We start from the raw sequence: 14,993 nt of genomic DNA, 5'->3' as shown, positions 1-14,993 counted from the left end.
CAGGGGCCTCGTATTCGCCACCCCTCCTTCTTGCCTGACTGGACTCCCACCAGGAGGTGGCGGCCGGAGCCATCCGCGGGTAGCGTCGGGGGGCTTTGCTCAAAGCCGTTCTCCCACTCCTCGCGATCCTCCTCACCACCTGCGCCGCTCCGCGCCGGCCCATGCCCTCTCCAGGCCCGGAGGTGCTCCGCGCCGAGTCCGCGTCCAGCGTGCAGCCCGACGCCCCGGCGCCCGCGAACAAGCCCGCAGCCCCCGTCCTCGAGGCGCCACCGCCTGGAGAGCTGCCCTCACCGGACAGCCTCAAGCGCCTGGACTTCCGGGGCGGTGAGCCGCAGGTGCCCATCGGGTTGATGCAGGGCCGCCGCGAGGTGCGCTTCTCTCCCAAGGGACGGATGCGGCTGCGCTTCGGCGGAGAAGCGGAGCGGATATTGGAGGCCCCGGCGGGCTCGATGTGGACGGTACGCGTCACCGACGGCACCGCCGCGGAGCTGTCCGCGCGCATCCAGCTCGAGGAGCTTCCCTTCGCGGACAAGGAGGGGCTCGCCGAGGTGCAGGCGCGCTGGCAGGCCCGGGGCGTGGCGGTGCGCGCGCACGTGCTTGGCGTCCTCTACGGCATCGCGGGCAAGGTCATCGACAACCGGCGCTACTTGCTGCTCGTAGACGAGGAGCTCACTCCAAAGCAGGCCACGGAGCGGCAGGCGGAGCTGCTGCGCCAGTTTGGCGTGCGCACCACCCTCTTCGAGGAAGTCCGCACCCCCTCGCGCGCCATCCTCGAGCTGCGCGACGAGGCCGGTAACGTGGTGGGGCTCGCGCAGGACAACCTGAACGCGGAGACCCTGGACGGCGCCGGCTTCGACGTGCGGCAGGTGGAGCATGACGTCGGCTACGACAACCACGGCTTCGAGGACCGGAGCTTCCGGGGCACGCTGCAGCTCTCGGTGGATCGCCACGGGACGCTGGCGGTGGTGAACGTGGTGAAGCTGGAGGAGCTGCTCAAGGGGCTGGTGCCCTCGGAGATCTACGCTCGGGCGCACCCGGAGGCCCTGAAGGCGCAGGCGGTGACAGCGCGAGGCGAGGTGCTCGCGAAGGTGGGCATCAAGCACCTGGCGGATCCCTACCTGCTGTGCTCCGAGCAGCACTGCGCGGTGTACCGGGGCCGCACGGGCGAGGCGGCCAGCACGAGCGCGGCGGTGGAGGCCACCCGGGGCGAGGGACTCTTCTCCTCCGACGGCAAGCTGGTGGACTCGGTGTACAGCGCGATGTGCGGGGGCCACACGGAGGACAACGACGTGGTCTGGGGCGGCCCGCCCAACCCGAGCCTGCGAGGCAGGCCGGATCTCATTGGCCCCGCGGAGGGACTGCCCACGCCCGGAGCGCTGGCGGAGTACCTACAGGCGGAGCTGCCCGCGGCCTGCCGCCTCTCCACCTTCGCGCGGGCGGGCAAGTACCGCTGGGAGAAGCGCTTCACGGTGGAGCAGGTGAACGCGCTCACCACGCACCTGGGGGTGGGCCCGGTGCACGCGCTGAGCCTGGGCGAGCGGGGGGTCTCCGGCCGAGCGCGCACCCTCACCGTGGCGGGCGAGCGGGGAGTCACCCAGGTCCGGGGCGAGCTGAACATCCGCCGACTCTTCGGGATGCTGAACAGCTCCATGGCCCTATTGGAGGAGGAGCGGGATGCGGAGGGCCACCTGAACGGCTGGCGCTTCCGGGGTGGGGGCTGGGGACACGGGGTGGGCATGTGCCAGACAGGCGCCATTGGCCGGGCAGAGGCCGGACAGCGCTACCAGGACATCCTTCGTTTCTACTTCAACGGTGCCGAGGTCGCGCCCATCTATTAAGGGAGTGCGTAGACTCCAGGGTGAGCAGTCCAACTCCCCTCTCCCTCTAGGGAGAGGGACGGGGTGAGGGAAACCGAACCCCGGATTGTCATCCCGAAAACGTCTCGGGAGTACGGGGCGGGCTCGGGGGTTATCATCAGCACGCGTGTCGACGGGTCCTTCGGTTCCAGAGCAGACGTACAAGCGGCGGCGGCGGCGGGAACGACCCGCTCGCTACCTCATTGCCCTCGTCCTGGCCCTGCTGGCACACGGAGCCTTCGTCGGCCTGCTGTCGCTGATGGCCTACATCCAGCTCAACCTGCCGCCCGAGCCCAAGCCCCCCAAGCCGGCGAGCGCCGTAGCCCTCCGTCCGCTGAGCGCCCAGGACTGGGCGAAGAACCGGGGCCCGCAAGCGCCCAACGCCCCGGTGCCCCCGCTCAGCCGACAGCCCGAGAAGAAGCCGGAGAAGAAGCCCGAGGAGCACCCGAAGGGTCAGGTGGTGGACGTGGCCCCGGGCAACCAGCAGGAGGCGCCGGACGCGAAGTACCTCGCCGAGCACGACAACAAGGTGGACAAGGAGACGCGAGCGAAGGACCAGACGCCCTTCTACCGCAACGCCACGCCGCAGACGACGGCGCGCGAGGCCCGTGAGGGCTCGGGCTCCAGCGACGAGAAGGCCCCGCATATCGCCGGCAACAACGGGATGGGCGCGGATGAGCGGCCCCTGAAGGAGGGCGGCAAGAAGTCCGCCTTCGAGCTGCCCGACGCCAAGAAGAAGCAGGAGATCGCCCTCAAGCAGGACCCCAACTCGCCGGGCCCGGGCATGGAGGTGAACAACCGCAACGAGAGCGACGAGGTCGTCGGCAACTCCAAGCGGCTGCGCATCCAGCAGGGCTCCAATGAGGACGAGGAGGGCTCCGACGGCCGCATGGGCACTCCTGGCATGGCGAAGCTGATGCCCTCGCAGGCGGTGATGGATCAGATCATCGGCGGGGCGCCCAATGATCACCTGAAGGACGCGGAGGAGGGAGACGGCACCTACCTCAACACCCGCGAGTGGAAGTACGCCAGCTTCTTCAACCGGGTGAAGCAGAGCGTGGGCACGCAGTGGGATCCCAACTCGGCGCTGATGCGGCGCGACCCGACGGGGCAGACCTACAGCGGGAGGGACCGCTACACGCTGGTCAACGTCACCCTGGATGAGAACGGACGGGTGGCGAACATCACCATCGAGAAGAGCTGCGGGTTGGACTTCCTGGACCTGGCGGCCGTCGAGTCCTTCAAGAAGGCCCAGCCCTTCCCCAACCCGCCGTCGGGCCTGCTGGGAGATGACTCCACGGTGCGCTTCCAGTTCGGCTTCTTCATGGACATGGGCGGCGGCCCGCGGATGCGGCTCTTCCGTCAGCCCAACTGAGCCCCCCAGCCTCGGGGAGGCTCGCGTATGGACCTCGTTGACACTAGGGTGCGCCACGTGGACGCCTCCTCCCTCATTGAGCGCAACCGGAAGGTGCGCAATGTGCTCGCCGCCATCCTCCTGGCCAACTGGGCCGTGGCGCTGGCCAAGGTTGTCATCGGATGGATGAGCAACTCGGCCGCGGTGACCGCGGACGGCGTGCACTCCTTCATCGACGGAGGCTCCAACGTGCTCGGACTGGTGGCCATGTCCGTGGCCTCCCGGCCCGCGGACGAGGACCACCCCTACGGCCACGGCAAGTTCGAGGCGCTGGCCTCGCTGGGCATCGGGGCGCTGATCGGCATCGCCATGCTGGAGCTGGGGCGCATGGCGCTCGACTCGCTGTTGCACGACCGCCACCCCACGGTGACCCCGCTCATGGCGGGAGTGATGGTGGGCACACTGTTCGTCAACCTGGCCGTCACCACGCTGGAGCGCAAGCAGGGCGAGAAGCTGAAGAGCCCGCTGCTGCTGGCGGACGCGAGGCACACCCTATCGGACGTGGGCGTCACGCTGGCGGTGCTCGGCTCGATGGGCCTGGTATGGCTGGGCTTCCCGAAGGCAGACGGCTTCGTCACGCTGGGGGTGCTGGTGGTGGTGGCCCGGGTGGCGTGGAGCATCGTCAAGCAGGCGGTGGGTATCCTCTCGGACACGGCGCGGTTGGATCCGCAGAAGGTGGAGAGCCTCACCCTCCAGGTGCACGGCGTGCGCTCGTGCCGTGACGTGCGCAGCCGAGGCATGGAGGGGACGGTGTACGTGGACCTGAAGATCGAAGTGGATCCACAGCTCACCACTGCACGAGCCCACGAATTGGCCGACGCCGTGGAGGCTCGGCTGCAGGCGGAGTTCCCTGAGGTGGTGGACGTGGTGGTGCACGTCGAGCCGACACGCCTCTCGACGTCGCTGTCCGGCGTCTCCACCCGGTGAGCCCCCGAGGCCCCTGCCCGCCCGCTCGCTCCGCGGGCATGACTGCCTTCTCCACAGCCAGTCACAAAGCCCAGAGCCAGACCCTATCCAGTGTAAATGCCAGCCCTGGCAGGAATGGAGAGGGTCATGAACCTTGAACTCGTCATCTACGTCACGACCTTCGCGATCATCAGCGCGAGCTACCTGCTGTCCGGGAAGAAGGAGCTCCGGAGCAACGCGGCTCAGCAACGCAAACACGAAGCCGAGCTCGACGCGCTCGTGCGCCCCCTGCTCCTCTTCACCAGCAAGGCGCCCGTGGCGTACTGCTGAAGCCGCGAAGCAACCGATTCACGACTCGGCGTCGTGCGCACTCACCAGCCGCTTCGGCGCCTCACCGCGCCAGGCGTCCTCGAGCAGGATGCGGAGCTGCTCGCGACGCACGGAGGAGAGCCGCACGAGCATCATTGGATAGCCCACGTAGTGATCCGTAACGAAGAAGGTGTCTGGATCCGCCTGCATGAGGAGATCCCTGTCGGAGAAGTCAATCTTGACGACCAGGGTCTCGCCATCCTCGCGGAGCCGTGCCACCAGCTTCCCGCGTACCTTGAAGGCTGGCGTGCCATAGGACGTTCCTTCTTCGATACCCGGCAGCTCGAGCGCGAGCTGCCTGACGGTCTCGAATGACACACCTCGAGCTTTGGCCGCTTTCTTCTTCGTCGGCATGGGGAACACGCTAGCACCAGGTCCCCGGCATTCCAGCGATCGGTAAGACATTCAGGCCTGGCCCCGGTTTGCACCGCTCCCGGTGCTCAATATACGGTTCCGCCGAGTCTGCCCTTGTCCGCTCCAGCCCCATCCCTCCCACTCCGCTGGCATCTCGTCCGGCTCGCGGTCGGCACGCTTCTGCCTGCCGTTGTCTTCGCCGCTGTCGTCGTCTTCCAGCTCGCGCGCCTGGAACGCAAGGATGCCGAGCGGCGTGCAGTCCGTTCGGCGCGCTCACTCGCGGCGGCCTTCGAGCGGGAGATGTCCGGCTCCATCCGGACGCTCCAGGCGTTGGCGGAGTCCAGCCATCTCGATCGCGGCGAGCTGGAGTCCTTCCGGGCGGAGTGCGAGCGGGTGCGGCGTACCCAGCCAGCCTGGAGGCAAGTGCTGCTGTTCTCCCCGGATGGACGGGTACTGTTCAACACCTCCTACCCATGGGGCGCTCCCCTTCCTACCCTCGCCGAGCAGGAGAGCTTCACGCGGGTCGTCGAGACACATCAACCCATTGTCGGAGACGTCGCTGTCGGGAAGGGGGTGCGCCGGGCGCTCGCCTTTCCTGTCAGGGTGCCGGTAATACGTGCCGGTGAGCTCCGATACGTGCTCACGGCCGTCATCACCCCCGAGTCCCTCGCGAACGTGGTCTCCAACCCGTCCACCGCGAACGAGGAGTGGACGCGCACCCTCGTCGACCACCAGGGGCGGGTCGCCGCACGTACCCGAGACCCCGCACGCTTCGTTGGACAGCCGGCGACGCCCTCGTTCTTGAAGAACACCCGGGCCACCATCGAGGGCGTGTACCCCGACGTGTCGATGGATGGCGCGCCGGTCTACGTGGCGTTCAGCCGGACTCAGCCCTCGGATTGGACGGCGGCCGTCGTCACCCCGCGCTCGGTCCTGGATGCACCTGTGACCGCTTCGATGCTCGCTGTCGGAGGACTCGGGCTCATGCTGCTGTTTGCGAGCGCGGGTGGCGCCTGGGTCTTCTCCCGGCGCATTGAGCGCTCCATCGAGCAGGCCTCAGAGGCGGCCACCGCCCTCGCGCAGGGCAACCCTCCCCACATGGAGCCGTCCAGCGTGCAAGAGCTCGCAAGGCTGGGCGAGGCGCTGGAGCTCTCCGGACAGCTGCTTCGCGAGCGCGAACGCGAGAGGGACGCACATCTCGCCGCCGCCGAGGTAGCACGTGCCGAGGCCGTCGAGGCCACCCAGGCCAAGGATGTGTTCCTCGCCATGCTCGGGCACGAGCTGCGCAACCCGCTCGCGCCGATCGTCACGTCTCTAGAGGTGCTCCGCAGACGAGGCCTCGCACAAGCGCCCGAGCACGAGGTCATCTCGCGGCATCTCCGGCACGTCGTCCGCCTCGTGGATGATCTGCTCGACATGGCCCGGCTCTCTCGCGGACAGATCTCACTCCGCCGCGAGCCGATCGAGCTGTCCGCCGTGGTCGCCCGGGCCGTGGAGACAGCGGCCCCGCTCATCGAGCGGCGGCGACACGTCCTCGTGACGGATGTATCCGCCTCCGGCCTTCAGGTGCTGGCGGATGCCGATCGGCTGACCCAGGTGGTCGCCAACCTGCTCACGAACTCAGCGAAGTACACACCTCCGGGTGGCCACATCCAACTCTGGGCCAGGGAGTTCGACGGCGGCATCAGGCTCATCGTCGAGGACGATGGTCAGGGGTTGACGCCGGAGCTCATACCCCAGCTCTTCGAGCCCTTCGTCCAGGGCCCTCGCACGTTCGATCGAAGCGAGGGAGGACTGGGCATCGGACTGGCGATGGTGCGGAATCTCGTCGAGGCGCATGGAGGCTGTGTCGAGGCACACAGCGAAGGACCTGGCCGGGGCAGCCGCTTCACGGTCTGGCTGCCGAGGCATGCTCAAGCCGAGGCGCCACTCCCCCAAGAGACACGGCAGGGGCCTGTTCTCTCGGGGGCCGAAAGCATGTCCAGCAAGCGCGTCCGAGTGCTCGTGGTGGACGACAACGTGGATGCCGCCGAGGCGCTGGCCGACTTGCTGAGCATGAGCGGGTACGAGGCAGCCGTGGCGCACGATTGCCCGCAGGCGCTGACTCGAGCCGAGAGCTTCCGCCCGGATGTGGCGCTCCTCGACATTGGCCTGCCCGGGGTGGATGGGTACGGGGTCGCCGAGCGCATCCACGAACGACTGGGGGAGGCCAGTCCCGTCTTCGCCGCGCTCACGGGTTTCGGCCAGGAAGGAGACCGCACACGCAGTCAGGCGGCGGGCTTCCGCCATCACTTCGTGAAGCCCATCGATATCGAGGACCTGCTCGCCTTCATCAAGTCGCTGCGGCTGACACGAAGCGGAGCCGCTTGACATAGTCCGCAGGCGCCGTGGATGTCCCCTCTCCCCCTGGGAGAGGGCTAGGGTGAGGGTCTTCCCTCTGTATGAAGTCACTAGCGGCCAGAGAACCACTCCCAGTCCTCGGAGTCCGCCGGAAAGGGGTTCCATCGGCGCCAGGCGAGCACCTCGGCCCGCCAGGCGTCGACCCCTCCTTTCAGCGGCCAACCACGGGTCACGGTGGTTCGCCTGCATTGAGCATAATTGACCCGCAGCATGCGATTGACCCGGTCGACGAGCGCCGGTGTCGCCCCGGCGCGCAGATGGTGCTCCGCCGCCCGCATGACGCCCTCGTACTTCTCAGGGATCGCGGGCAACACCACTTCGTGGACCGGCCAGAGCCCCAGCAGAGGCGGCGTGACTCCCTCGAGCAGGGCTGCATGCAGACGATCATGCCCATCGATCACCAGCCACTTCATGAGGAGGTCCACGTAGAGCAGCAGCACGGGAGGCAGCGTCCCGTCCCGAGCGCGCTTGCGCCAGCTCTTCACCCGTCCATCCTCCTCGGGCGAGGGCGCACGCAACGGCATCACCGCCCCTGTGCGAATCTCCGAGGGATCACCAAAAGAACCCCAGCACTCCACCCGGAACCGATCGAAGCGAAGGACTCCTTCGGGTGAGTGGGGCGAGAGCGGGGGCTGACCGAAGCTCCACTCCATGGTGCTGATGGGATAGCGGGACGCCGCAACTGCGCGGGTGAGCTGGAGGGGCCGCAGGCACCATCGGCCCGCGTGGAGCACCGAACGCTCGGACTGCGCGAGCGCGCGTCCCAGGCGCCACGCCCAAGCCTCCCACCAGAGGTCCGTTCCCGGCGTGTGCGTCACCTCCCGCACGTCGGCCGCGGACAACGCAGGCAGTCCCCAGGGAGCGCTGGCGTTGCCCTGGAGGAAGCCACACCGGTCCCACCAGCCGTCGATGCGCGCCCAGAGCAGGGGCTGCCCTCCACTGCTCAGGCGCAGCCGGTAGCCCGGCGCGGCCTCGACATGCAGGGACGGCGGCTGGCGCCAGCGGCCCTCGCGAGGGACGTCCAGCAGCAGGCCAGGGCCCGCCAGCGGCAGTCCCCAGGCCTCCGTGTCATCGGTGCTGAGGGCCACGCTCGGATGCATCTCCTGCTCCTCGGCTCCCGGGTTGTCGCGGGGACGTGGGTGGGCGAGGCTCCCGACCATACCGGAGGTGTTGATTGCACGTACCGTCTACACGCGCGCTCGTTGCCGCGCTGCTCGTCCTGCTGTCCGCTTGTGCCACCTCGCGCCCCGCTCCCCAGGCGGACGCCCCCGCGCTGTCTCCCGCCCAGCAGTCCCTGCGCCGCTTCGTCGATGCGCACTTCGAGGAGCAGTTCCGCCGCTTCCCCCTGGCCGCCACGTCCCGCGGCTTGCACACCTACGATGATCAGCTCGCCGGCTTCACCGCCGCGGAGCAACTGGCCTGGGCGGCCTTCCTCGAGCAGGAGCTCGCCGCCCTGCCCCAGCAGGTGGACCGCACCCAGCTCCCCCCGCTCGACCGGGCGGACTACGACATCTTCGAGTCCAACCTGAAGGCCCGCCTCCTGGACATCCAGGAGGTGCGCGGCTGGGAGCGCAACCCCAACACCTACCTGAGCCTCGCCTCCAGCTCCGTCTACTCGCTCATCAACCGGGACTTCGCGCCGCTCGAGCAGCGGATGCGCTCCGCGGTGGCGCGCATGACGCGGCTGCCCGAGGTATTCGCCGCGGGCAAGGCGACACTGAAGAACCCGCCCCGGCTGTGGACGGAGATCGCCCTGCAGCAAGCGGCTGGCACGCGCTCGCTCTTTACCAGCACCCTGCCCCAGGCCTTCGCGCCAGTGAAGGACGCGGCCCTTCAGGAGTCCTTCAAGCAGGAGCAGGCGAAGGTGCTAGCGGCGCTGGAGGACTACGTACGCTTCCTGCGCGAGGACCTGCTGCCACGCTCCAATGGAGACTTCGCCATTGGTGAGTCCATCTACCGCCGGAAGCTCGCCTATGAAGAGGGCGTCACCGAGGACATCGACACCCTGCTGACGTGGGGGCGCGCGGAGCTGAAGCGCACGCAGGACGAGTTCCGCGAGGTAGCGCGCCGGCTCGACGCGACGAAAGCGCCCATGGACGTGTACCGGGAGCTGGGCAAGGAGCACCCCACGCCGGCGGAGCTGGTGCCCACCACGCGGGCGACACTGGAGGGCATCCGCCAGTTCCTGGTGGACCAGCAGCTCATCACCATCCCGAGCGAGGTACGGGCCCAGGTGGCGGAGACGCCGAGCTTCAACCGGGCGCTCTCCTTCGCGAGCATGAGCACTCCGGGCCCCTACGAGATGCGCGCCACCGAGGCGTACTACTACGTCACGCCGCCGGACCCCGCCTGGAATGCCGAGCAGACCGAGCAGCACATGAGCTTCTACAACCGCCATGCGCTGGAGATCGTCTCCATCCACGAGGCCTACCCGGGCCACTACGTGCAGTTCTTGTGGACCAATCGGGTGGACTCGAAGGTGCGGCGGATGATGGGCAGCGGCGCCTTCAGCGAAGGCTGGGGCCTGTACACCGAGCAGATGATGCTGGAGGCAGGCTACGGCGGCACGGGAGCGGGGGCGGACAAGCTGAAGCTGAACCAACTGGCGCTCTACCTGCAGCGGCTGGCGCGCTACATGGTGGGCCTGTCGCTGCACACGCGCGGCATGACGTACGAGCAGGCGGTGCGCTTCTTCGAGGAGGAGGCGTACATGACGCGCACCAACGCAGAGCGGGAGGCCCGCCGCGGCACGAGCGATCCCACCTACCTGGTGTACGCGCTGGGCAAGAAGATGCTGCTGGAGCTGCGCGAGGAGGCGAAGGCACGCTGGGGCAAAGACTTCACCCCGAAGCGCTTCCACGACGCCGTCGTCTCCTACGGCTACCCGCCCGTGCCGGTGGTGCGCAGGCTGATGTTCGGCGAGGACTGAGGAGGAAACCCACGCCCTGGAGCAATTTTAACAGCCGTATCAAGCACACCAACACTCACTCTCAAACAAACAGATGAACAAAAAAGAAAAACAAAACATCAACACCTTTGTTTCCAAGGTTAGAAAAAACAAAATCCCACAACCCAGCCAAGTCCTCAAATTCTCCATGGAACAATGGGGAAAAGCATTTTCTGCCATACCAACGCCCACGGATGCAGACAAGCGCCTATATGACGCAGGGAAATGGTTTGCACCCCGGTTCCAGGCAATTACCAAAAGGTCCTCCATCATCGACTTCGGCATATCCGACCAGGACGAACTGACTCGTTATCACTGCGGAACGGTGAACCGAGAAGCTCAATTGATCAATGAAATGGTGCTGGAGTCAGCCAGTGGGAATGGTGTCTTGATAGCAGAGCAAATTGTGCAGTCGAAGTATCAATCGGAGACATCAGCTAACGCAGCCGGCCCTGAGGATCTAGATGAGGCGGCCGTAGACGGGCTTAGAGCGCCTAACAAAAATAAGGTTTGAGGGGTGTCGCCCCTCTGGCGGGAGGGCCCAGTCCTTATTTTTGTTAGGCGCTCTTAGATTCGCCCTAGACTCACTAAAACTCATTCTAAAAAATCCTCCTCCGCAGTCCACAACCCAGGGCAAAACCGTCCCACAGGATGCCGTACTGGGGAGACTGCACCTTCACTTAAATCTTGGCTCTCTTTACGATGCGCTTGTCGACCTATGGAATGAGTGCGTTTGGAATGACTGGTGCGTACGAACCTCAGGGGAAGTTGACCTCATAGCCCCGCACCCAGGGGATCGTAGTGAAATTCACCTAGCCGACGCAATTTCAAAATACAGACTAGCAACCCTAACAAATGAAATCAGCTTTCACGCAATAGAGGCCTGGGGTGAAATCCCAGCACATCTAAAACACAGAACAACACGTGGAGCATACGTTCAATCCATTTCAGGCTCCGGAAAACACCGAAAAATACACTTCAAACCAGAGCCACTGCGTAGCGATATGCCGCCGCTCCCATTCGTCAAAAGCCTCATCGCCGAAGAACTGTATTTCTCAGCAATGATGGACATAGACTTACCAGCAACACCAGGAATCACACTACGAACCCTGCTCAACGCATGGAAAGCGCTGTACTACCTAAGCGAAGCTTTATTTTCTCGCCTGCCCGCAGACTCTGGGGTCTTTGCGCTTCGCAAATTAAACGAATACAGTCCAACACTATCCTCTGGCGATTTGATCGACATAATTCGCAAGGCTCTTGACTGCTCAGTCCTCACCTCCCGCTCGATTTTGAGTTACTTTGTACGAGGAGGTTTCGAAGGGATTATGGCCGAGGACGACGACGCAGGGGAAGAGTTTTGGCACAAGCCAATTTTAAAACTTCAAGATGGCAAATATGTCCCAATCCTTGCCGCACTCAACAGACCCAACCTAGTACGCAGCGTCGAGTTTTGGACAAAGCGTGGCGGCTTGGATCTGGAAGACAGAGGCACCCCCTTCGAATTATACGCAAGGAGAGAATTGGCTAGAGCTATCTCCCGCTCTCCACTGGCGCAACATGCAGGTGTATTTGATGACAACCTATCAATACCACACAAAGACGGCAACGAACAAATCGACTTGGCCTTTTGGATTGGAGACTCCTTGATTTTGGGAGAAGCCAAATGCATATTAATCCCGTCGAGCCCAAACGGAAAACACCACTACTACAACACCCTACTTGGCGCAATCACCCAGATCGAACGCAAGGCCAATAAGTTCAAAAGCAACATCACAGAATCACTGACATATATCCCACGAAAGGGCGGATGGACCCCCGAGAAACTAAAGGTCATTCCAGTCGTCCTAACCAGCACTCCCATCGGGGCTGGCTTAGTGCTACGGGACATCCCCGTTGTCGACATTCGCATTCTCCGTGCCTACTTCGATGTTCGAAAGATACAATACGGCGTTTTGACCAACAAGAATGGCCATGAAAAACCAATAAAGACAGTCCATTTTTACGAAACCCCTCAAGAAGCCGAGGAGAACATTCAAGCCTACGTGCTTTCACCTCCTCAGTTGGCGCTTCCTCGAAAATCTGTGTCGGTCGATGTCCGACCATTGCCATTAGTCGAAGAAAGCGAAAAGCCCGCAGCAGTATGTACGCCACAGGTCGAACTGCCAATTGGCAAGGATAAGTTTGTAATCCAAGAACCAAACAAATAACCCTCCCCGGCGCAAGTGGTGTCTATCAAACGGCACGGCATGGCTATTTCAAGTCGGTCAGGACGTAGCCGGGACAGCCTGCGTATCCCACCAGCGTGGACTGTCGTTTTCCGGCTGAGCGGGTGACGGGAAGTACAGGGGAATGTTCCAGCGCTCGTGGGCAATCCTGCCGATCGCCTGGGCAACGGCGCTCACGGGCCAGGGTGGAACCTGGCCCGTGAAGAGGCGGAAGTCCCCGCCATTTCCGCGCATGGAGACCAGATGGACCGCCGTGAACCGGGGATGCTCGCGAGAGGCTCCGGGCAGGATGGCGCTGAGCACGAGGAACCAGCCCGTCGTGTCTCCGTCCCAGAGCGTCTCCAGGGCGACAGGAGTGCCTTCCAACCGGTCCAACCCCTGAAGGGCCTTCGCGCGCCAGGCCTCCGGTGTGGATTGCCTCGCCTCTTCTTCGTCTCGTTCGCGCAAGACCGGATGGAGTTTCTTCAGCACATCCCTACGCTCCCAGAAGGCGTCCTGGGCATCGTAGAGAGAACAGCCCGCCGTCTTCATGATCAACTGGAAGGCCGGGATGGTCAGCCCTTCGAGGATCAGCTTGTCGATGGCCTGGAGCGCATCGGCCGGGAGCGTGCTGGCGAGTTTGTCTGTCACACCTGGAAGTGTATTCCCAGTCAGTAACGATGGAGTACCCGAAGCCCCCTCACAAGCTGTTCGAGAGATGCGGAGTGGAAGAGGCGGGAATCGAACCTGCCACCTGGCACTCCGTATCCACTCGGCGGAGCGGTGCAGGGGGGCGGCGCAGATGTGATAACGGGTGCGCCGCCCGCCGGTCTGCCGACGGGGATGGGCGATGCTCAGGTCACGGCAGAAGAGGTGGAGGGCGTCTGGGCGGCAGCCGTGCGCGCGGCCGTCCACATGGGCGGCAGCAGTTCCTCGAGACGGCGCTGCGGCCAGCCCTGGGCGAGCTTCTCCAGCACATCAGCCAGGTACGCCCACGGCTCCACCCCGGCCAGCACGCACGTGGCCACCAGCGTGTACACGCACGCGGCGCGCTCGGCTCCCGCGTCGCTGCCGGCGAACAGGTAGTTCTTCCTGCCGACGGCAATCTCCCGCAGCCGCAGCTCCGAGGCGTTGTTGTGCAGCGGCAGGCGCGCGTCCTCCATGAAGCGCGTCAGCGACTTCCACTGGTTGATGGCGTAGCGGCACGCCTGCGCCAGCGGACTCTTCGGCGGCTCCCGGTTGTAGGTTTCGGCCACCCAGCGCCCCAGTTGCTCCGTGACAGCGCGTGAGAGCGCGTCGCGCCTGCGCAGCCTCTCGGCCTCGTCCACCCGCTGCTCGTCGGCTTCGCGCTCCACCTCGAAGAGCCGGCCGATGAGCGAGAGCGGCAGCGCCGCTCGTGTGTCACCGGCGTCCAAGGCCTCGACGAAGTAGCGACGGGCATGGCTCCAGCATCCCACCTCCACCGCGGTGGCGCCCTGGCGGGTAAACAGCTTGTCGTAGCCCTTGTACCCGTCCACCAGCAGCCAGCCCTCACGCTTGTCCAGGAAGGACAGGGGCCCTTCTTCCTTCCAGTCCGGCGTGTAGACGAAGGCCGCCCAGGTGGTGTCCCCCAGGTACACCCACATGTGCCCGCGCTTGAGGCCGTTGGGGTGCTCCCTGTCGAGCACCTTCAGGTGCGTGTCGTCGCTCTGCAGCACGTGCGAGGCCAGCGCCCGCCGGGCCACCTCCCGGGCCAGCGGCTGGAGGGTGTCGGCGCCCGCGGCCACCCAGTCCGAGAGCGTCGAGGTACGCAGCTGCACGCCATGGCGCGCGTAGATGCCGCTCAGCCGGTGCAGCGGCAGGTGGTCCTTGAATTTGGACACGAGGACGTGGGCCACCAGGCCAGCACCCGGCAATCCGCCCTCAATCACCCTGTCGGCGGGAGGAGCCACCACCAGCCCGTCGCCACACGGCCGGCAGGCGTACTTGGGCCGTACCTCCTCAATCACCTTGAAGTGGCCGGGCACCCACTCCAATGTCTCGCTCTTCTCCTCGCCACAGCACGTCTTGTCCCGCCCGCATGCCTCGCACCGCAGCGCCTCGGGCGGGGGCTGGTGGACGCGCTGCTCGCGCGGCAGGCTGGAGGGGAGCGGGCGGCGCCCGTGCCCCTTGCGCTCCTTCTTTCGCGACTCCTTGTGTGGTGGCTTGGAGGGCTGCGTGGAGCCCGCCGCGACGCATGCGTCCCCGGCATCAGGCGCCGCCGCCTCTTGGGCCCCGGCGTTCTCCTGGCCCAGTTGCTCCAGGAACAGCGACAGTTGCTCGGCTGATAGCTTCTCGCTAGTGCGGCCAAACCGCTGGCGCATCGCCTTGCGCAGCCGCAACTCCAACTCGGTGTTCTTCTCCACCAACTGCGAGAGCAGGCCCAACACCAGCTCAATCACCTGCTCGTCCTGGCCCTCGGCCAGCAGCGTGCGCAGCAGTGCCGCCACGCCGTGTACGTCCGTCATCTTCTTGCCGGGAGCCGCGCCGCTCATGTCCCGGGACATGAGCCATGAGCCGGC

Annotated in this window: 12 protein-coding genes; 8 read left to right on the top strand and 4 right to left on the bottom strand. The window is 65.4% G+C overall.

What is annotated here, in order from left to right:
- Positions 1-161: 161 nt before the first annotated feature.
- The 4 genes from OV287_RS21850 (at position 162) to OV287_RS21835 (ending at position 4,506) form a co-directional block, all read left to right on the top strand.
- Positions 162-1,838 carry a SpoIID/LytB domain-containing protein gene (locus OV287_RS21850; protein ID WP_267535978.1) on the top strand — a complete coding sequence of 559 codons (1,677 nt, stop codon included), beginning with the start codon at positions 162-164 and terminating at the stop codon, positions 1,836-1,838.
- Positions 1,839-1,983: 145 nt separating this feature from the next.
- Positions 1,984-3,231: an energy transducer TonB family protein gene (locus OV287_RS21845; protein WP_267535977.1), complete on the top strand. Its 1,248-nt coding sequence runs from the start codon at positions 1,984-1,986 to the stop codon at positions 3,229-3,231.
- A 27-nt stretch (positions 3,232-3,258) separates the two neighbouring features.
- Positions 3,259-4,197 (top strand): cation diffusion facilitator family transporter, encoded by a 939-nt coding sequence (locus OV287_RS21840; RefSeq protein WP_267535976.1) that lies wholly within the window; start codon positions 3,259-3,261, stop codon positions 4,195-4,197.
- A 126-nt stretch (positions 4,198-4,323) separates the two neighbouring features.
- Positions 4,324-4,506, top strand: a complete 183-nt coding sequence (locus OV287_RS21835) for a hypothetical protein (RefSeq protein ID WP_267535975.1) — start codon at positions 4,324-4,326, stop codon at positions 4,504-4,506.
- An 18-nt stretch (positions 4,507-4,524) separates the two neighbouring features.
- Here the strand turns inward: OV287_RS21835 and OV287_RS21830 are convergent, their stop codons facing one another.
- Positions 4,525-4,863, bottom strand: a complete 339-nt coding sequence (locus tag OV287_RS21830) for an MmcQ/YjbR family DNA-binding protein (RefSeq protein ID WP_267535974.1) — start codon at positions 4,861-4,863, stop codon at positions 4,525-4,527.
- A gap of 150 nt (positions 4,864-5,013) precedes the next feature.
- Between OV287_RS21830 and OV287_RS21825 the strand changes: the two genes are divergently transcribed.
- Positions 5,014-7,269, top strand: a complete 2,256-nt coding sequence (locus OV287_RS21825; protein WP_267535973.1) for a hybrid sensor histidine kinase/response regulator — start codon at positions 5,014-5,016, stop codon at positions 7,267-7,269.
- An 80-nt stretch (positions 7,270-7,349) separates the two neighbouring features.
- Here the strand turns inward: OV287_RS21825 and OV287_RS21820 are convergent, their stop codons facing one another.
- A complete protein-coding gene (locus OV287_RS21820; RefSeq protein WP_267535972.1) occupies positions 7,350-8,399 on the bottom strand; it encodes a hypothetical protein in 1,050 nt (349 codons plus the stop codon).
- 74 nt (positions 8,400-8,473) lie between these two features.
- On the opposite strand from OV287_RS21820, the gene OV287_RS21815 reads away from it, so the two are divergent.
- From OV287_RS21815 to OV287_RS21805, 3 genes are all read left to right on the top strand, one after another.
- The gene (locus OV287_RS21815) at positions 8,474-10,228 is read left to right on the top strand and encodes a DUF885 domain-containing protein (protein WP_267535971.1); all 1,755 of its coding nucleotides are present in this window, start codon (positions 8,474-8,476) and stop codon (positions 10,226-10,228) included.
- A 73-nt stretch (positions 10,229-10,301) separates the two neighbouring features.
- Positions 10,302-10,760: a hypothetical protein gene (locus OV287_RS21810; protein WP_267535970.1), complete on the top strand. Its 459-nt coding sequence runs from the start codon at positions 10,302-10,304 to the stop codon at positions 10,758-10,760.
- Between the two features lie 490 nt (positions 10,761-11,250).
- A complete protein-coding gene (locus tag OV287_RS21805) occupies positions 11,251-12,456 on the top strand; it encodes a hypothetical protein (protein WP_267535969.1) in 1,206 nt (401 codons plus the stop codon).
- Between the two features lie 57 nt (positions 12,457-12,513).
- On the opposite strand, the gene OV287_RS21800 is transcribed toward OV287_RS21805, so the two are convergent.
- Positions 12,514-13,104 (bottom strand): hypothetical protein, encoded by a 591-nt coding sequence (locus tag OV287_RS21800; protein WP_267535968.1) that lies wholly within the window; start codon positions 13,102-13,104, stop codon positions 12,514-12,516.
- Between the two features lie 203 nt (positions 13,105-13,307).
- Positions 13,308-14,978, bottom strand: a complete 1,671-nt coding sequence (gene tnpC / locus OV287_RS21795) for an IS66 family transposase (RefSeq protein ID WP_267535967.1) — start codon at positions 14,976-14,978, stop codon at positions 13,308-13,310.
- Positions 14,979-14,993 lie beyond the last annotated feature (15 nt).

The organism is Archangium lansingense (genome assembly GCF_026626635.1).
Lineage (GTDB): Bacteria > Myxococcota > Myxococcia > Myxococcales > Myxococcaceae > Archangium > Archangium lansingense.
The sequence above is the reverse complement of the archived record's forward strand: the minus strand, read 5'-3'. Positions and strand labels throughout refer to the sequence as shown.